Annotated in this window: 13 protein-coding genes, 1 pseudogene and 1 riboswitch; of the genes and pseudogenes, 7 read left to right on the top strand and 7 right to left on the bottom strand. The window is 68.8% G+C overall.

Going from position 1 to position 16,775, the window contains the following annotated elements:
* The first annotated feature begins 52 nt into the window (after positions 1-52).
* Positions 53-265: a hypothetical protein gene (locus tag OG972_RS14595; RefSeq protein ID WP_266981684.1), complete on the top strand. Its 213-nt coding sequence runs from the start codon at positions 53-55 to the stop codon at positions 263-265.
* Here the strand turns inward: OG972_RS14595 and OG972_RS14590 are convergent.
* From OG972_RS14590 to OG972_RS14565, 6 genes are all read right to left on the bottom strand, one after another.
* Positions 262-1,275, bottom strand: a complete 1,014-nt coding sequence (locus tag OG972_RS14590) for a ribonucleotide-diphosphate reductase subunit beta (RefSeq protein ID WP_266981683.1) — start codon at positions 1,273-1,275, stop codon at positions 262-264. The genes OG972_RS14595 and OG972_RS14590 overlap by 4 nt on opposite strands.
* Entirely contained in the window at positions 1,275-3,671 is a 2,397-nt protein-coding gene (locus tag OG972_RS14585) for a ribonucleoside-diphosphate reductase subunit alpha (RefSeq protein WP_266981681.1), read from the bottom strand. The genes OG972_RS14590 and OG972_RS14585 overlap by 1 nt, the downstream gene beginning before the upstream one ends.
* A 143-nt stretch (positions 3,672-3,814) precedes the next feature.
* Positions 3,815-3,953, bottom strand: a riboswitch (cobalamin riboswitch).
* A gap of 39 nt (positions 3,954-3,992) precedes the next feature.
* On the bottom strand, positions 3,993-4,493 hold the full coding sequence (locus OG972_RS14580; RefSeq protein ID WP_266981679.1) for a GNAT family N-acetyltransferase: 501 nt from the start codon (positions 4,491-4,493) through the stop codon (positions 3,993-3,995).
* A gap of 187 nt (positions 4,494-4,680) precedes the next feature.
* Positions 4,681-6,336 carry a monocarboxylate uptake permease MctP gene (gene mctP / locus OG972_RS14575; RefSeq protein WP_266981678.1) on the bottom strand — a complete coding sequence of 552 codons (1,656 nt, stop codon included), beginning with the start codon at positions 6,334-6,336 and terminating at the stop codon, positions 4,681-4,683.
* The gene (locus OG972_RS14570; RefSeq protein WP_266981677.1) at positions 6,333-6,587 is read right to left on the bottom strand and encodes a DUF3311 domain-containing protein; all 255 of its coding nucleotides are present in this window, start codon (positions 6,585-6,587) and stop codon (positions 6,333-6,335) included. The genes mctP and OG972_RS14570 overlap by 4 nt, the downstream gene beginning before the upstream one ends.
* Before the next feature lie 202 nt (positions 6,588-6,789).
* Positions 6,790-7,554: a GntR family transcriptional regulator gene (locus OG972_RS14565; RefSeq protein ID WP_266981676.1), complete on the bottom strand. Its 765-nt coding sequence runs from the start codon at positions 7,552-7,554 to the stop codon at positions 6,790-6,792.
* Between the two features lie 305 nt (positions 7,555-7,859).
* On the opposite strand from OG972_RS14565, the gene OG972_RS14560 reads away from it, so the two are divergent.
* From OG972_RS14560 to OG972_RS14545, 4 genes are all read left to right on the top strand, one after another.
* Complete coding sequence (locus OG972_RS14560; protein WP_266981675.1) at positions 7,860-9,137, top strand: extracellular solute-binding protein; 1,278 nt, start codon at positions 7,860-7,862, stop codon at positions 9,135-9,137.
* A gap of 84 nt (positions 9,138-9,221) precedes the next feature.
* On the top strand, positions 9,222-10,208 hold the full coding sequence (locus OG972_RS14555; RefSeq protein ID WP_266981673.1) for a carbohydrate ABC transporter permease: 987 nt from the start codon (positions 9,222-9,224) through the stop codon (positions 10,206-10,208).
* Entirely contained in the window at positions 10,205-11,035 is an 831-nt protein-coding gene (locus tag OG972_RS14550) for a carbohydrate ABC transporter permease (protein WP_266981671.1), read from the top strand. Before OG972_RS14555 ends, OG972_RS14550 begins: the two co-directional genes overlap by 4 nt.
* A 9-nt stretch (positions 11,036-11,044) precedes the next feature.
* Positions 11,045-12,586 (top strand): glycoside hydrolase family 3 protein, encoded by a 1,542-nt coding sequence (locus OG972_RS14545; protein WP_266981669.1) that lies wholly within the window; start codon positions 11,045-11,047, stop codon positions 12,584-12,586.
* Between the two features lie 300 nt (positions 12,587-12,886).
* On the opposite strand, the gene nagB is transcribed toward OG972_RS14545, so the two are convergent.
* Positions 12,887-13,672 carry a glucosamine-6-phosphate deaminase gene (gene nagB / locus OG972_RS14540; protein WP_266981667.1) on the bottom strand — a complete coding sequence of 262 codons (786 nt, stop codon included), beginning with the start codon at positions 13,670-13,672 and terminating at the stop codon, positions 12,887-12,889.
* Between the two features lie 207 nt (positions 13,673-13,879).
* Here nagB and OG972_RS14535 point away from each other — a divergent pair.
* Positions 13,880-14,949, top strand: a pseudogene (locus OG972_RS14535) (SIS domain-containing protein).
* 354 nt (positions 14,950-15,303) lie between these two features.
* Complete coding sequence (locus OG972_RS14530) at positions 15,304-16,770, top strand: PAS domain-containing sensor histidine kinase (RefSeq protein WP_266990479.1); 1,467 nt, start codon at positions 15,304-15,306, stop codon at positions 16,768-16,770.
* Positions 16,771-16,775 lie beyond the last annotated feature (5 nt).

The raw sequence follows: 16,775 nt of genomic DNA, 5'->3' as shown, positions 1-16,775 counted from the left end.
CATGGCAGTCCTGCCACTGCCAAAATGCGGCCGCACGGACGACAGTAGGGGCATGAACACATTCATGAACTTCCTGGCCATAGCCGCACTTTTCGCTCTCGTCCTGCTGCCCGCACTCATCGGGCTCGCACGGGAGCGCCGGATCGACCGTGAGCTGCGCGCCGCAGAGTACGAACGGCGGGCGGAGCCCCCGGAAACGGCAGGCGCCGCGCAGCCGGTCACGGCCACGCGGCGCCCGTATCCCAGAGTCGGGGTCAGGGTCTAGAAGTCGTCGTCGAAGGCGACCGAGCCCTCCACCGCCACCTGGTACGCCGACGGGCGGCGCTCGAAGAAGTTCGTCAGCTCCTGAACGCCCTGCAACTCCATGAACGAGAACGGGTTCTCGGAGCCGTACACGGCCGGGAAGCCGAGCCGGGTGAGCCGCTGGTCGGCGACGCACTGCAGGTACTCGCGCATCGACTCGGTGTTCATGCCCGGCAGCCCGTCGCCGCACAGGTCCCGGCCGAACTGCAGCTCCGCGTCGACGGCCTCCTTCAGCATGTCGGTGACCTGCTGCTGGAGAGCGTCGTCGAAGAGGTCGGGCTCCTCCTTGCGGACGGTGTCGACGACCTCGAACGCGAAGTTCATGTGCATCGTTTCGTCACGGAAGACCCAGTTGGTCCCCGTGGCGAGACCGTGCAGCAGACCGCGGGAGCGGAACCAGTAGACGTACGCGAACGCGCCGTAGAAGAACAGCCCCTCGATGCACGCCGCGAAGCAGATCAGGTTCAGCAGGAAGCGACGGCGGTCGGACTTCGTCTCCAGCCGCTCGATCTTCTCCACCGAGTCCATCCACTTGAAGCAGAACTGTGCCTTCTCGCGGATGGAGGGGATCTCCTCCACCGCGTCGAACGCGGCCGCGCGGTCGTCCGGGTCGGGCAGGTACGTGTCGAGCAGCGTCAGATAGAACTGGACGTGCACGGCCTCCTCGAAGAGCTGCCGCGACAGATACAGCCGCGCTTCCGGGGAGTTGATGTGCTTGTACAGGGTCAGTACGAGGTTGTTGGAGACGATCGAGTCGCCGGTCGCGAAGAACGCGACGAGCCGGCCGATCATGTGCTGCTCGGCGGGTGTCAGCTTGGCGAGATCGGCGACGTCGGAGTGGAGGTCGACCTCCTCGACCGTCCAGGTGTTCTTGATCGCGTCGCGGTAGCGCTCGTAGAAGTCCGGGTAGCGCATGGGCCGCAGGGTCAGTTCGAAGCCCGGGTCGAGCAGATTCTTGTCGGTTGAGCTCATTACTGGCAGGCCTCGCAGGACTCAGGGTTTTCGAGGGAACAGGCGATCGCGTCCGCGTCGGGAGCCGAAGCCTGCTGTACGGGAAGGGCAGCGGCGACCGTGGCCTGGCCGGACGCCGCCCGGGCGATCCGGGTGGCCGGGCGTGAGCGCAGGTAGTACGTCGTCTTCAGCCCCTGCTTCCAGGCGTAGGCGTACATCGAGGAGAGCTTGCCGATCGTCGGCGTCTCCAGGAACAGGTTCAGCGACTGGCTCTGGTCCAGGAACGGCGTACGCGCCGCCGCCATGTCGATCAGACCGCGCTGGGGGATCTCCCACGCCGTGCGGTACAGCGCTCGTACGTCCTCCGGGATCCAGGCGAAGCCCTGCACCGAGCCGCTCGCCTCGCGCAGCGCCTCGCGGGTCCGCGCGTCCCACACGCCCAGCTGCTTCAGCTCGTTCACCAGATAGGCGTTGACCTGGAGGAACTCACCGCTGAGGGTTTCGCGCTTGAAGAGGTTGGAGACCTGCGGCTCGATGCACTCGTACACCCCGGCGATCGAGGCGATCGTGGCGGTCGGCGCGATGGCGAGCAGCAGCGAGTTGCGCATGCCGGTCTGTGCGATACGGGCGCGCAGCGCCTCCCAGCGCTCCGGCCAGCTCAGCTCGGTGTCGTAGTGGTCGGGGTGCAGTACGCCGCGGGCGGCGCGCGTCTCGGACCAGGCGGGCAGCGGACCGGAACGCTCGGCGAGGTCGCAGGACGCCTCGTACGCGGCGAGCATGATCCGCTCGGAGATCTTCGTGGAGAGCGCGCGGGCCTCGGGGGAGTCGAACGGCAGCCGCAGCCGGAAGAAGACGTCCTGGAGCCCCATCGCGCCGAGCCCCACCGGACGCCAGCGGGCGTTGGAGCGGCCGGCCTGCTCGGTCGGGTAGAAGTTGATGTCGACGACCCGGTCGAGGAACGTCACGGCGGTACGGACGGTGGCGTCCAGCCGCTCCCAGTCGATGTCGCCGTCGGCCACGAACGAACCGAGGTTGACCGAACCGAGGTTGCAGACCGCGGTCTCGCCGTCGTCGGTGACTTCGAGGATCTCGGTGCACAGGTTCGACGAGTGGACGACGCGACCCGGCTCGGCCGTCTGATTGGCCGTCCGGTTGGAGGCGTCCTTGAACGTCATCCAGCCCTGACCGGTCTGCGCGAGCGTCCGCATCATCCGGCCGTACAGCTCACGCGCGGGCATCGACTTGCGAGCCAGGCCCTTGGCCTCGGCGGCCCGGTACGCGGCGTCGAACTCGTCGCCCCACAGGTCGACCAGCTCCGGCACGTCGGCGGGGGAGAACAGCGACCAGTCGCCGTCCGTGTCGACCCGGCGCATGAACTCGTCCGGGATCCAGTGCGCCAGGTTGAGGTTGTGCGTACGCCGCTGGTCCTCGCCCGTGTTGTCGCGCAGCTCCAGGAATTCCTCGATGTCCGCGTGCCACGTCTCCAGGTAGACGGCGGCGGCGCCCTTGCGGCGGCCGCCCTGGTTCACTGCGGCGACCGAGGCGTCGAGCGTCTTCAGGAACGGCACGATGCCGCTGGAGTGCCCGTTGGTGCCGCGGATCAGCGAGCCGCGGGCGCGGATCCGGGAGTACGACAGGCCGATGCCGCCCGCGTGCTTGGAGAGCCGCGCCACCTGGTGGTAGCGGTCGTAGATCGAGTCGAGCTCGTCGAGCGGCGAGTCCAGCAGATAGCAGGAGGACATCTGCGGGTGCCGGGTGCCGGAGTTGAAGAGTGTGGGGGAGGAGGGGAGGTAGTCGAGGCGGCTCATCAGGCCGTACAGGGAGGCGACCTCGTCCAGTGCGCGTACCGACTCGTCCTCGGCGAGACCGGCGGCGACGCGCAGCATGAAGTGCTGCGGCGTCTCGATGACCTGGCGGGTGAGCGGGTGGCGCAGCAGATAGCGGCTGTGCAGCGTCCGCAGCCCGAAGTAGCCGAACCGGTCGTCGGCGCCGTCGGCGAGGGACTGCTCGACCAGCGCGTCGAGCCGGGCCGCGTGGAGTGCCACGAACGCGGCCGTGCGGTCCGCGATCAGACCCTCGCGGTGGCCGACGGCGACCGAGGCGGAGAACGACAGCGCGCCCTGACCGGCCGCCTCGTCCGCGATGGTGCGGGTCAGGAGGCGGGCGGCGAGCCGGGAGTACGCGGGGTCCTCGGCGATCAGACCCGCGGCGGCCTCGGTGGCCAGTGCGCGCAACTCCGCCTCGTCCGACGCGGCGTTGCGGCCGCGCAGCGCGGCGGCGGCGACGCGGCCGGGGTCGGTGTCGGGCAGATCGGCAGTGAGGTCGGTCAGGGTCCGCAGCAGTGCGGTCCCGGGTCCGTCGTTCGTGGTTCCCGCGGACTCGGCGACTGAAGCCGGATCGGCTGGCGCGATGGTCACGTGGTGCTCTCCCTCGCTCGGCTCGGGGCCGGCGGGGGAGCGGGGCAGCCGCGCGGAGGCATGCCCGAAGAGGGAGGGCAGCACTGCGTGCGGCGTCCACCGGCCCATCCGCGAGGCCCGGACGTCTGGGCGTCCGGATCGGTCGAGCCGGACGCGCTGTCGGCAGGTCCTCGGACTATCAGGGTGCGCAAAAGGGCACCGAATACACCGTTGCGGGACAGTTCCGGATTCGCACCGGATTTCCCTGCGGCGACAGCGAGCACGAGCATACATGTGGGGGCCGCCCGATGAGGCAGCCCCCACATGTTGTGTCACATCAGTTCAGAGGCTCAGGCTGTAGGTGAGCAGCGAGAGGCCCTCGATGGGATCCCAGTCCCGTTCCGGCGTGCGTACGAAGCCGAGTCGATGGTAGATCCGGTGGGCGCCGAGCATGGCCGGCTGGGTGGACAGGACGAGCCGCGCGACGCCCTCGGTCGCCCTTGCCCGGTCGATACAGGCCCGCACGAGCGCCTCGCCCGCCCCGTGGCCGCGTGCCTCCCGTGCGACCGCGAGCATCCGGAACTCGGCCTCGTCGGGGCCGGCGATGTCGGCCCACGGGTTGCCGGGCGGTGCGTACGTGACTCCGCCGAGGAGCGTGCCGTCGGCACGGACGGCGACGAGCACGTCGGCCTCGGCGACGCGACGGGGCACGTCCCGGAGCGTTTCGAGATACGGGTCGTCGGCGCCGAAGTCGAGCAGGCCGTCGTCGAGGTAGGCGTGGGCGGTGATCTGCCCGAGGGTGGTGTGTTCCGCCGGGGCGATCGGGCGGATCGAAAGGTCCATGCCGGGAGTGTGCCGTACGGGTGGGATGGCGCCGGACGGGCTGGGTGCAGCCCGTCCGGCAAGGCAACCGGGGCCTGTCTTTCGGATCGCGCCGGATCGGGGGGAGAGGACCTGGTGCCCCTTCCGGCAAGCTTTGCCCCGTCGCGCCGCCCGGCACGCCCGCGGGCAAACATTGCCGGTCACGGCACTAGCCGGCGGACGGGCTCGCGTCGGGTGACGGGCTCGACTCGGGCCTGGCCGACGGGAGTTCCACCCGGACGCCCGGGTCGCCCGCGTCCGCCGTGTAGTCCGCCGGGGAGGTCTCGTCGACGCCCGCCGGGGCCTTCACCGCGTTCAGGACGAACGTCAGCACCACGGTCACCACGGCGTTCAGCACGAACGCCGTCAGACCGATGTAGCCGATCTCGCCGATCCCCGGGATCTCCTTCGAGGATCCGCCGAAGTGCGCCTGGGTCGGGCTCGCCACTCCGTACGCGGCGAGCGTGCCGTACACCATGCCGACCGCCCAGCCCGCGAGCAGCGCCCAGCGGTGGAACCACCGGGTGAACAGGCCGCCGACCAGCGCCGGGAACGTCTGCAGGATCCAGATCCCGCCGAGCAGCTGGAAGTTGATCGCGACCGTCTTGTCCATGGTGAGGACGAAGACGAGCGCACCGACCTTCACCAGCAGCGACACCAGCTTGGAGACCTTCGTCTCCTGGGCCGGGGTCGCGTCGGGCTTCAGGAAGTCCTTGTAGATGTTCCGGGTGAAGAGGTTTGCCGCGGCGATCGACATGATCGCGGCGGGCACCAGCGCGCCGATGCCGATCGCGGCGAACGCCACACCGGCGAACCAGTCGGGGAACATGTTCTCGAACAGCTGCGGGATCGCCAACTGTCCGTTCTCCACCTTGACTCCGGCGGCGATCGCCATGAAGCCGAGCAACGCCAGCAGGCCCAGCATCAGCGAGTACAGTGGCAGGATCGTGGTGTTCCGCCGGATCACCTCACGGCTGCGGCTGGAGAGCGTCGCCGTGATCGAGTGCGGGTACATGAACAGGGCGAGCGCCGACCCCAGGGCCAGGGTCGCGTAACCCCATTGGCCGGGATCGGCCGGTGCGAGGGCGCCGCGCGGTTTGCCGGTTGCGGGGTTGGTCTGCGAGAACGCGTCGCCCGCCTTGGCGAAGATGTCGTCGAAGCCGCCCAGCTTGATCGGGATGTAGATGATTGCCACCGCGATGACCAGGTAGATCAGCCCGTCCTTGACGAACGCGATCAGCGCGGGGGCACGCAGCCCGGAGGAGTACGTGTACGCGGCGAGCACCGCGAACGCGATCAGCAACGGCAGGTCCTTGACGAACCAGTTGGTGTTCTCGCCGCCGCCGACGCCCATCACGTCCAGCACCGCCTGGATGCCGACGAGCTGAAGCGCGATGTACGGCATCGTCGCGAGGATGCCGGTGACGGCGACCGCCAGCGACAGACCCTTCGATCCGAAGCGACCGCGGACGAAGTCCGAGGTGGTGACGTACCCGTGCTTGTGCGACACCGACCACAGCCGCGGCAGGAAGGTGAAGATCAGCGGGTACACGAGGATGGTGTACGGGACCGCGAAGAAGCCGGCCGCTCCCGCTGCGTAGATCGCGGCGGGTACGGCGACGAAGGTGTACGCGGTGTACAGGTCGCCGCCGAGCAGGAACCAGGTGACCCAGGTGCCGAACGACCTGCCGCCCAGGCCCCATTCGTCGAGACTGGCCTCGTTCTCGGCCTTGCGCCAGCGCGCGGCCATGAAGCCGATGACCGTGACGGCCAGGAAGAAGAAGATGAAGACGCCGAGCGCGACGCCGTTCACGCCGTCCTTCATGCCGACGCACCCCCCTTGCGGGCGCGCTGGTCATGCTGCCAGAGCTTGTACGCGACCATCGTGAGCGCCGTGGAGATCAGCACCCAGACCATCTGGTACCAGTAGAAGAACGGGATGCCGATGAAGGTGGGGTCCACCTTCGCGTACGAACCCACCCAGAGCATCGCCACGAACGGGGCGACGAGGCAGAGGGCGATGACCACTCTCACGGGTGTGACTGTCGGTGGTTTCGCGCCTGTTTCTTCAGTCATGCGGCGACTCCGTCCCCTCGCTGATCACCTGTTGTAATGCGCAGGCAATCTAGGGGAGAGTTCCGGCCACAGTCACCCCCTGTCCGCATTGCGGTCCGGCAACGGTGTCACGAAGCCGCCAGGGGAGTCCTGCCCGAGGACCGACTCCTGATGCTCTGTCCGGGTCTGAACAGTTTGTTCGGTCAGGAGCCGGTCCACGGCCTCAGTCGGTCGGCCGCTTCAGACGCGCCACGAACTTGTAACGGTCACCGCGGTACACCGACCGCACCCACTCGACCGGTTCGCCCTGTCCGTCCAGGGAGTGACGGGACAGCATGAGCATCGGCAGGCCCACGTCCGTACCGAGCAGACCGGCTTCGCGCGGGGTGGCGAGCGAGGTCTCGATCGTCTCCTCGGCCTCGGCGAGCCGTACGTCGTACACCTCGGCCAGCGCCGTGTAGAGCGAGGTGTACTTCACCAGTGAACGACGCAGCGCGGGAAAGCGTTTGGCCGAAAGGTGCGTGGTCTCGATGGCCATCGGTTCACCGCTGGCCAGGCGGAGCCGCTCGATCCGCAGCACCCGGCCGCCGGTGGTGATGTCGAGCAGCCCGGCGAGGGTGTCGTCGGCCGTGACATATCCGATGTCCAGTAGTTGAGATGTCGGTTCCAGGCCCTGGGCGCGCATGTCCTCGGTGTACGAGGTGAGCTGCAGGGCCTGGGAGACCTTCGGCTTGGCCACGAACGTGCCCTTGCCCTGGATGCGCTCCAGCCGGCCCTCGACGACCAGCTCCTGGAGCGCCTGGCGCACGGTCGTGCGTGAGGTGTCGAACTCGGCGGCCAGGGTCCGCTCCGGCGGCACCGGGGTGCCTGGCGGCATGGTGTCCGTCATGTCGAGGAGGTGGCGCTTCAGCCGGTAGTACTTCGGGACCCGCGCGGTGCGCGTGCCCACGCCCGTCTCGTTCTCCGTACTGCCGCCCTCGGCACTCATGGCCCGCCTTCCCGACTGCTGCGTTGCTGCCGTCACCTGCTCCTCCGTCTGTCGCGGCTCACATGGTGGCACGGTCCGGTCACGGCTCGTCGCCCTCCCTCAGGTGTCGGTCCTATAACGGACGCGAGTGCACTTCTTATACACCCTTGACACCCCTAAAGGTCTAGGCCAAGCTCCGGCTACTGGTCTAAACCATTAAAGACCAGGTCCCAGCCCCACGGGCAGTACCCGTCGTATTCAATTGTGCGACGGACGGCGATCTCGGGTGGTGGGGGGAATTCTCTTGCATCCCTGAGGAGGGTGTCGTGAAGCGCGGACTCATCGCGGCCATTGGTGTGGTGGCTCTCTTGGCCGGTGCCACTGCCTGTGGCTCGGACGACAAGACCGACAGCAGCAGCAAGAAGACCGGGCCCGACAGCTACAAGGGCCAGACGCTGACCGTCTGGGCCATGGACGGCTCCACGCCTCCCGGCTGGACCAAGGACCTCACCGCCGCCTTCAAGAAGAAGACCGGCGCCACGCTGAAGTTCCAGACCCAGAAGTGGGACGGCATTCAGCAGAAGATCACCACGGCTCTCTCCGAGTCGACCCCGCCGGACGTCATCGAGGTCGGCAACACCCAGACCCCGGCCTACGCGGCCACCGGGGGCCTCGCCGACCTGAGCGACCTCAAGCAGGAGATCGGCGGCGACTGGGTCGACGCGCTCAACAAGTCCTCCGTCTTCGACGGCAAGCAGTACGCCGCCCCGTGGTACTTCGCCAACCGCGTCGTCATCTACAACAAGAAGGTCTGGGCCGACGCCGGCATCACGGACACCCCGAAGACGCGCGACGAGTTCTTCAAGGACCTCGACGCCATCAAGAAGAAGGGCAAGGCCGAGCCGATCTACATGCCCGGCCAGAACTGGTACTTCTTCGACGGCCTGACCATCGGCCAGGGCGCGGACCTCGTGAAGAAGGAAGGCGACAAGTACGTCTCCAACCTCTCCGACCCCAAGGTCGCCGCGGCCATGGAGCTCTACAAGAAGTACCAGTCCTACTCCAAGGCCCCCAAGGACAAGGACGAGGCCACCCCGCAGCAGGCCGAGGTCTTCGCCAAGGGCAAGGTCGGTGCCTTCATCGGCATGGGCTGGGAGGCCGGCACGGCCATCGCGGCCAACAAGAAGATCGAGGGCGACATCGGCTACTTCACCATCCCGGGTGAGACCGCCGACAAGCCCGAGGGAGTCTTCCTCGGTGGCTCCAACTTCGCGGTCGCCGCGGGCAGCAAGAAGCAGGACCTCGCCAAGGAGTTCCTGAAGCTCGCCCTGTCCGACCAGTTCGAGGGCCAGCTGGCCAAGGAGAACGGCGTCATCCCGAACAAGGAGTCGCTCAACTCCAACCTGACCGGCAACGGCGCCGCCGCGGCCCCGGCCGCCGCCGGTGGTGGCACCACCCCGCTCATCCCCGAGTGGGCCGCTGTCGAGAACGCGCCGAACCCGATCAAGAGCTACATGACCGCGGTTCTGAACGGTAAGTCCCCGGCCGACGCCGCCAAGGCGGTCGAGGCGGAGATCAACAAGCGTCTCTCGCAGAAGAGCTGACCGCACGCGCCGGGGGGCGGGCATCTGCCGCCCCCCGGCGCTCCCGCGTGACTCGACCGTACGGCCCAAGAAGAGATGGCGAGCATGTCAGTGCAGACCGAAAAAGTGGACTCGGTCCCGGCAGCCGGCGTCCGCAAGAATGACGCCCCTCCCGGCGGCCCCGCCGCATCGAGCACGGAGCGGGCCGGTGGATCCGCCCCCTACCTCCTCCTCCTGCCCGCACTGCTCGCCACAGCGGTGCTCCTGGGCTACCCGCTGGTCAAGAACGGCATGCTGTCGTTCCAGAACCTCAACCCGCGCCAGCTGATCCTCCACCTGACCGAGTGGAACGGCGTCGACAACTACAAGGAAGTCCTCGGCAGCTCGGACTTCTGGAGGGTCGTCGAGCGGTCGGTCCTCTTCACCGCCGCCAACGTCGTCCTGATCATGCTGCTCGGGATGCTGGTCGGCCTGCTGCTCGCGCGGCTGGGCAAGAAGATGCGACTGCTGCTCATGCTGGGCCTGGTGCTCGCCTGGGCCATGCCGATGATCGCGGCGACCACGGTCTACCAGTGGCTGTTCGCCCAGCGGTTCGGTGTCGTCAACTACGTCCTCGACAGCCTCGGCTGGCACTCGATGGCCGACTTCAACTGGACGAGCAGTCAGTTCTCCACCTTCTCGCTGGTCACCCTGGTGATCGTCTGGCAGTCCATCCCGTTCGTGGCGATCAACCTGTACGCCGCGTCGACGACGATCCCCAAGGAGCTGTACGAGGCCGCCTCGCTCGACGGAGCCGGCTCCTGGAAGAGCTTCACCTCGGTGACGCTCCCGTTCCTCAAGCCGTTCCTGCTGGCCACGACGTTCCTCGAAGTCATCTGGGTCTTCAAGTCCTTCGCCCAGCTCTTCGCGATCAACGGCGGCGGCCCGGACCGGCTCACCGAGACCCTGCCCGTCTACGCGTTCGTCGAAGGCGTCGGCAACCAGCACTTCGGCATGGGTGCGGCCATCTCGTTCCTGACGATCATTGTCCTGCTGGCGATGACCGGTTACTACCTGCGCACCGTACTCAAGCAAGAGGAGGACGAGCTGTGAGGCGCTCACTGTTCGGCCGGATCTGGCCCAACCTGACGGCTGTCGTCCTCTTCATAGGCTTCGCCTTCCCCGTCTACTGGATGTTCAGCACGGCGTTCAAGCCGACCGGCGACATCATCACCGACACCCCGGTGTGGTTCCCCACGGACATCACCCTCGGGCACTTCAAGAAGGCCATCGCGGCCGACCACTTCTGGACCCTGGTCGGCAACTCGTTCACGGTGACGATCCTCTCCGTGGCCGCCTCGCTGGTGATCGCGCTGCTGGCGTCCTTCGCGATGGCGCGTATGCGCTTCAAGGGCCGCCGCGGCATCCTGCTGACGTTCATGATCGCGCAGATGGCGCCGTGGGAAGTCATGGTCATCGCGATCTACATGCTGGTCCGCGATGCGGACATGCTGAACAGCCTGGTCCCGCTGACGGTCTTCTACATGATGATGGTCCTGCCCTTCACCGTCCTGACGCTGCGCGGCTACGTCGCCGCTGTGCCCAAGGAACTGGAGGAGTCCGCCATGGTCGACGGCTGCACCCGCCCGCAGGCGTTCAGAAGGGTGATCCTGCCGCTGCTCGGCCCCGGTCTGATGGCGACCTCGCTCTTCGGATTCATCACCGCCTGGAACGAGTTCCCGCTCGTCCTCATCCTCAACAAGGACATCGAGTCCCAGACCCTGCCGCTCTGGCTCTCGCAGTTCCAGACCGCGTTCGGTGACGACTGGGGGGCGACCATGGCTGCCTCCTCGCTCTTCGCGATCCCGATCCTGATCCTCTTCATCTACTTGCAGCGCAAGGCCGTCAGCGGTCTTACCGACGGCGCCGTGAAGGGATAACGCCGCGTCATGACCACGCTCACCTCCACCACGGACACCGTCACGCGCGACGCCCTGGCCGTCCTGCAGCCGGGGTTCGCCGGCACCACCGCGCCGGACTGGCTGCTGCGCCGAGTCGGCGAGGGACTCTCCTCCGTCGGTCTGTTCGGCCGCAACATCGAGACGCCGGAGCAGCTCTCCGCGCTCACCGCCCAGCTCCGGGCCGAGCGGGACGACGTACTCGTCGCGATCGACGAGGAGGGCGGTGACGTCACCCGGCTCGAGGTGCGTCATGGCTCGTCCTTCCCCGGCAACCTCGCACTCGGCGCCGTCGACGACCTGGGGCTGACCCGTGCGGTCGCCCAGGAGCTCGGCCGCCGGCTCGCCGAGTGCGGCGTCAACCTCAACTGGGCGCCGTCCGCCGACGTCAACTCGAACCCGGGCAACCCGGTCATCGGCGTACGGTCCTTCGGAGCCGACCCGCACCTCGTTGCCCGGCACACCGCCGCGTACGTCGAGGGACTCCAGGCCGCCGGGGTCGCCGCCTGCACCAAGCACTTCCCGGGGCACGGTGACACCGCGGTCGACTCGCACCACGCGCTGCCCCGCATCGATGTGGACCTCGACACCCTGCACGCCCGTGAGCTGGTGCCCTTCCGGGCGGCGATCGCGGCGGGTTCCAAATCGGTGATGAGCGCGCATATTCTGCTTCCCGCGCTCGACCCCGACCGCCCGGCGACGCTGAGCCCGCAGATCCTCACCGGTCTGCTGCGCGAGGAACTGGGTTACGACGGGCTGATCGTCACCGACGGCATGGAGATGCAGGCCATTTCCTCGACGTACGGGATCGAGCGCGGTTCCGTCCTCGCGATCGCCGCGGGCGCCGACGCGATCTGTGTCGGCGGCGGGCTGGACGACGAGGACACCGTGCTGCGGCTGCGCGACGCGCTGGTCGCGGCGGTACGGACCGGCGAACTGCCCGAGGAACGGCTGGCCGACGCGGCGGCACGGGTACGTGCCCTCGCGTCCTGGACGCGGCGGGCGAGGGGGGTTGTCCCGGAGCCGGGCGCGGCAACGCAGGAGGGGACCGCGCCCGGCACCGGTATCGCTTCCGACGTCGGCCTGGTGGCCGCCCGTCGTGCGGTGCAGGTGTCCGGCACGGCCGAACCACTGACCGAGCCGGCGTACGTCGCCGCGTTCACTCCGGTCGCGAACATTGCGGTCGGCGACGAGACCCCGTGGGGCATCGCGGCCGAACTGGCCCGGATCCTGCCGGGCACCGGCACCGACACCTACAACAGCGAGACCGAGGCCCCCGTGACAGCGGTCCTGGACGCCGCGGGGGACCGCCGCATCGTCGCGGTCGTCCGCGACGCCCACCGTCACCCGTGGATGACGGACGCCGTGGACGCCCTGATCGCCGAGCGCCCCGACACGGTGGTCGTCGAAATGGGAGTTCCGCAGGAGTCCCCGAGAGGCGCGCTGTACGTAGCCACCCACGGCGCAGCCCGAGTCTGCGGCCAGGCAGCAGCAGAGGCCATCACGGGTTCAGCCGGCCCGTCCGGAGCCTGACACGGGAACGGTCCGCACGCCGTCAGGGGTTCCGACCCCGGTCCGGCGATCGAGGACGACGCGCCCGCCGGTCGCGCAACCGGCGCATGAAAGTGCCGGGACACCCCACGCGGTGTCCCGGCCCTTTCGAGCCCTCAGAGCCTGTCCGGCCGATCTTCGTGGGCCCGCGACGTCCGGCACGGCGCCTCGCCGCGTTGTCTTCAGTCGCCCACGTACGCCCAGTACGAGGACGATCATCCGCCGTGCGATCGCACGCACCGGACGCCGCTCCTCATGGGGCAAACATGGCCGGTCACGGCACTAGATCCCCTGCCACCGCGGCTTCGCCGCATACGTGGCCCGGAAGTAGTCCGCCAGCTTCAGCTTCGACGCCGCGGCCTCGTCCACGACCACCGTCGCATGCGGATGCAGCTGCAGGGCCGACGCCGGTACGAACGACGCCACCGGCCCCTCGACCGTCAGCGCCACCGCCTCGGCCTTGCCCTCGCCCGTCGCCAGCAGGATCGGGTGGCGGGACTCCAGGATCGTGCCGATGCCCTGCGTGATGACGTGGTGCGGCACCTGGCTGATGTCGTTGTCGAAGAAGCGCGCGTTGTCGACCCGGGTCTGCTCGGTCAGCGTCTTGATCCGGGTACGGGACGCCAGCGAGGAGCACGGCTCGTTGAAGCCGATGTGCCCGTCCGTGCCGATCCCGAGCAGCTGCAGGTCCACTCCGCCCGCCGTGGCAAGCGCCTGGTCGTACGCCTCGCAGGCGGCCTGGACGTCCTCGGCGGAGCCGTCCGGACCCATGAAGGACTCCTCGGACAGTCCGAGCGGCTCGACGACCTCGCGCAGCACCACCGAACGGTACGACTCGGGGTGGCCGGCCGGCAGTCCGACGTACTCGTCGAGCTGGCAGATGCGCGCACGCGAGGCGTCCACCTCGCCGGAGCGCACCTTGGCCGCCAGCGCCTGGTAGATGGGCAGCGGGGTCGAGCCGGTGGCAACGCCGAGAAGGGCGTCGGGCTTGCGGCTCAGCAGGGCGCCGATGGCTCCCGCGATGAGTTCGCCGCCTGCCTTGGCGTCCGGGACGATGACAACTTCCACGCGGGGCCTGCCGATCTGAAGAGTCGCGATATGTGGTATAGACCAATCTAAGGCTAATCTAGCAGAGCCTGGCAACCCGCAGGTGACGTCCGGCTTCCCTTCGTGCGCTGTCCGGCCGCAGCCCGCTGGCGGCGCTCCCGCACCCCGTGGTCGACTTGGTCGAACGGCGCTCCGGACGCACCGAAACACGCCTGGGAGGCACCCGACATGTCCGCCACGTCTTCGGCCGGTCAGGGCGAGCAGCCGGGCCGGATCATGTCCGGCGAGATGGCCGAGCAGCCCGGGGTGCTGCGCCGCATCCTCGACCGGGGCGCCCCCTGATCCGCGCGGTGGCCACCGAGATCGCGGCGAAGAAGCCGCGCTTCGTCCTCCTCACCGCCCGGGGCACGTCGGACAACGCCGCGCTCTACGCGAAGTACCTGCTGGAGATCCGGCTCGGGCTGCCCTGCGGTCTGGCCTCGATGTCGACCACCACCGCGTACGGCGCGAAGCCGGACCTGCGGGACGTCCTCGTCATCACGGTCAGCCAGTCCGGCGGCTCGCCCGACCTGGTGGCGTCCACCGGAGCGGCCCGCGAGGCCGGTGCACTCACCCTGGCCGTCACCAACAACCCGGACTCGCCGCTCGCCGCCGTCTCCGAGTACCACATCGACATCCTGGCGGGCCCGGAGAAGGCCCTCCCGGCCACGAAGACCTACACCGCCTCCCTGCTGTCCCTCTATCTCTTCGTCGAGGGCCTGCGCGGCGGTGACGGCGGCGCCGCCGCGATCCTGCCGGAACTGGCGGAGGCGATCCTGGCCCGCAAGGACGAGGTCAAGGCCCTGGCCGCGCGCTACCGTTTCGCCGAGCGCATGGTCATCACCTCGCGCGGCTACGGCTACCCGACGGCCAAGGAAGCCGCTCTGAAGCTGATGGAGACGAGCTGCATCCCCGCTCTCTCCTACTCGGGCGCGGATCTGCTGCACGGCCCGCTCGCCATGGTCGACAACATCTCCCCGGTGATCGCAGTCGTCACGGACGGCCGGGGCGGCGAGGCCCTCCAGCCGGTCCTGGACCGGCTGCGCGGCCGCGGCGCGGACCTCTTCGTGGTCGGCCCCAAGGCCCAGGTGGAGGCGGCGTCCGCGGGATTCGTACTGCCGACGGCCGGGGTCGCCGAGGAGGTCCAGCCGATCCTGGAGATCCTGCCGCTGCAGATGCTGGCGTACGAGGTGACGATCGCCCGCGGCCAGGACCCGGACGCGCCCCGTGCCCTGGCCAAGGTCACCGAGACCCGCTGACCGCGCCGGTCTCCGGTGGGAGAGGTCCGCAGAAAGACCCGCGGGCCGCGGCGCCGGGACGGGACCCTCAGCCCGTCCGGCACCGCAGCCCGGAGTTGCTCGGCCGGCGGTGTGCGGTGCCCCCGGCCGGGGGAGGTACCGGCGCAGTCAGGGCAGAGAGCGCGGGTACCTCGATCCACTCTCCTGTGCGGGGAGAGCGGAAGCTCTGTCTTGAGCATTGTGGACTAGACCATTCTTGTCTGTCCATCCATCGGAGCACGCCAATTTCCGGCCCCTGTCCCCTTACACGTACGGGCAGGCCGCTCGGTTCGGAACCGGCGCGTATCCACAGGTACGCTCGCACACGTGCCCTCCATGAACGACCTCGTCCGCCAGCACACAGCCCTCGGCGACACCGACCTCGAGTGGCTGCATCTGCTGGTCTCGGAGTGGCAGCTGCTCTCCGACCTGTCCTTCGCCGACCTCGTCCTGTGGGTGCCCACCCGCGACGGGACCCGCTATGTGTCCGTCGCCCAGATGCGGCCCAACACGGGACCCACCTCGTACCAGGACGACATGGTCGGCCATCTGGTGCCGCGCGGCCGCCGCCCGCTGCTGGACGCGGCGCTCGACGAGGGCCGGATCGTCCGCGAGGGCGACCCGGAGTGGCGCGAGGAGGTGCCGGTACGGGTCGAGTCGATCCCCGTACGCCGTGAGGGCCGGGTTCTGGGCGTCATCGCCCGCAACACGAATCTCCTGACCGTCCGTACCCCGTCCCGGCTGGAGCTCACCTATCTGCAGTCGGCCTCCGACCTGGCCCAGATGATCGCCGCGGGGTCCTTCCCGTTCCCGGGCCAGCAGGTCGACATGGATGCCTCGCCGCGCGTCGGTGACGGACTGATCAGGCTCGATGCCGACGGTGTCGTCCAGTACGCCAGCCCCAACGGCCTCTCCGCGTACCACCGCCTCGGTCTCGCCTCCGACCTCGTCGGACACCACCTCGGCCGGACCACCGCCGAACTCGCCCCCTCCCGCGGCCCGGTGGACGAGGCCCTGGTCAAACTGGCGAGCGGTTACGCGCCCCGCGAGTTCGAGGTCGAATGCGCGGGCGGCGTGATTCAGCTCCGGGCGATCCCGCTCAAGCCCAAGGGGGTCAGGATCGGCTCCCTGGTCCTCCTCCGTGACGTCACCGAACTGCGTCGCCGCGAGCGCGAGTTGATCACGAAGGACGCCACCATCCGGGAGATCCACCACCGGGTGAAGAACAACCTTCAGACGGTGGCCGCCCTGTTGCGTCTGCAGGCCCGCCGGATGGAGTCCGCGCAGGGCCGCGAAGCCCTCAACGAGGCGGTACGGCGCGTCGGTTCGATCGCCATCGTTCATGAGACGCTGTCCCAGAATCTGGACGAGCGGGTCGAGTTCGACGAGATCGCCGACCGGGTCATCGCGATGGTCGCCGAGATCTCCCCGGGCCGGGTCACCTGCCGACGTACGGGACGGTTCGGCATCCTCGATGCGGAAGTGGCCACTCCGCTTGCCATGGTGCTCACCGAGGTGCTGCAGAACGCCCTGGAACACGCGTTCACCGTCGGCCAGACCGGCACGGTCGAGGTCTCGGCGGTGCGCGGCGGCTCATCAGCCGAGGCGCGATTGCTGATCACCGTCCAGGACGACGGGTGCGGGCTGCCCGAGGGGTTCGACCCGCAGCGGGCCGGCAACCTGGGGCTGCAGATCGTACGGACGCTGGTGGAGGGCGAGTTGAGCGGATCGTTCGGCATGGTCCCGGCCCCCGAGCGCGGCACCCAGGTGGTCCTCGACATTCCGGTCCGCGCGGAGAAGTGACCGGG

This window comes from Streptomyces sp. NBC_01669 (assembly GCF_026339735.1).
Lineage (GTDB): Bacteria > Actinomycetota > Actinomycetes > Streptomycetales > Streptomycetaceae > Streptomyces > Streptomyces yanii.
Note: the sequence above shows the minus strand (reverse complement) of the source record. Positions and strands in the feature narration are given on the sequence as shown.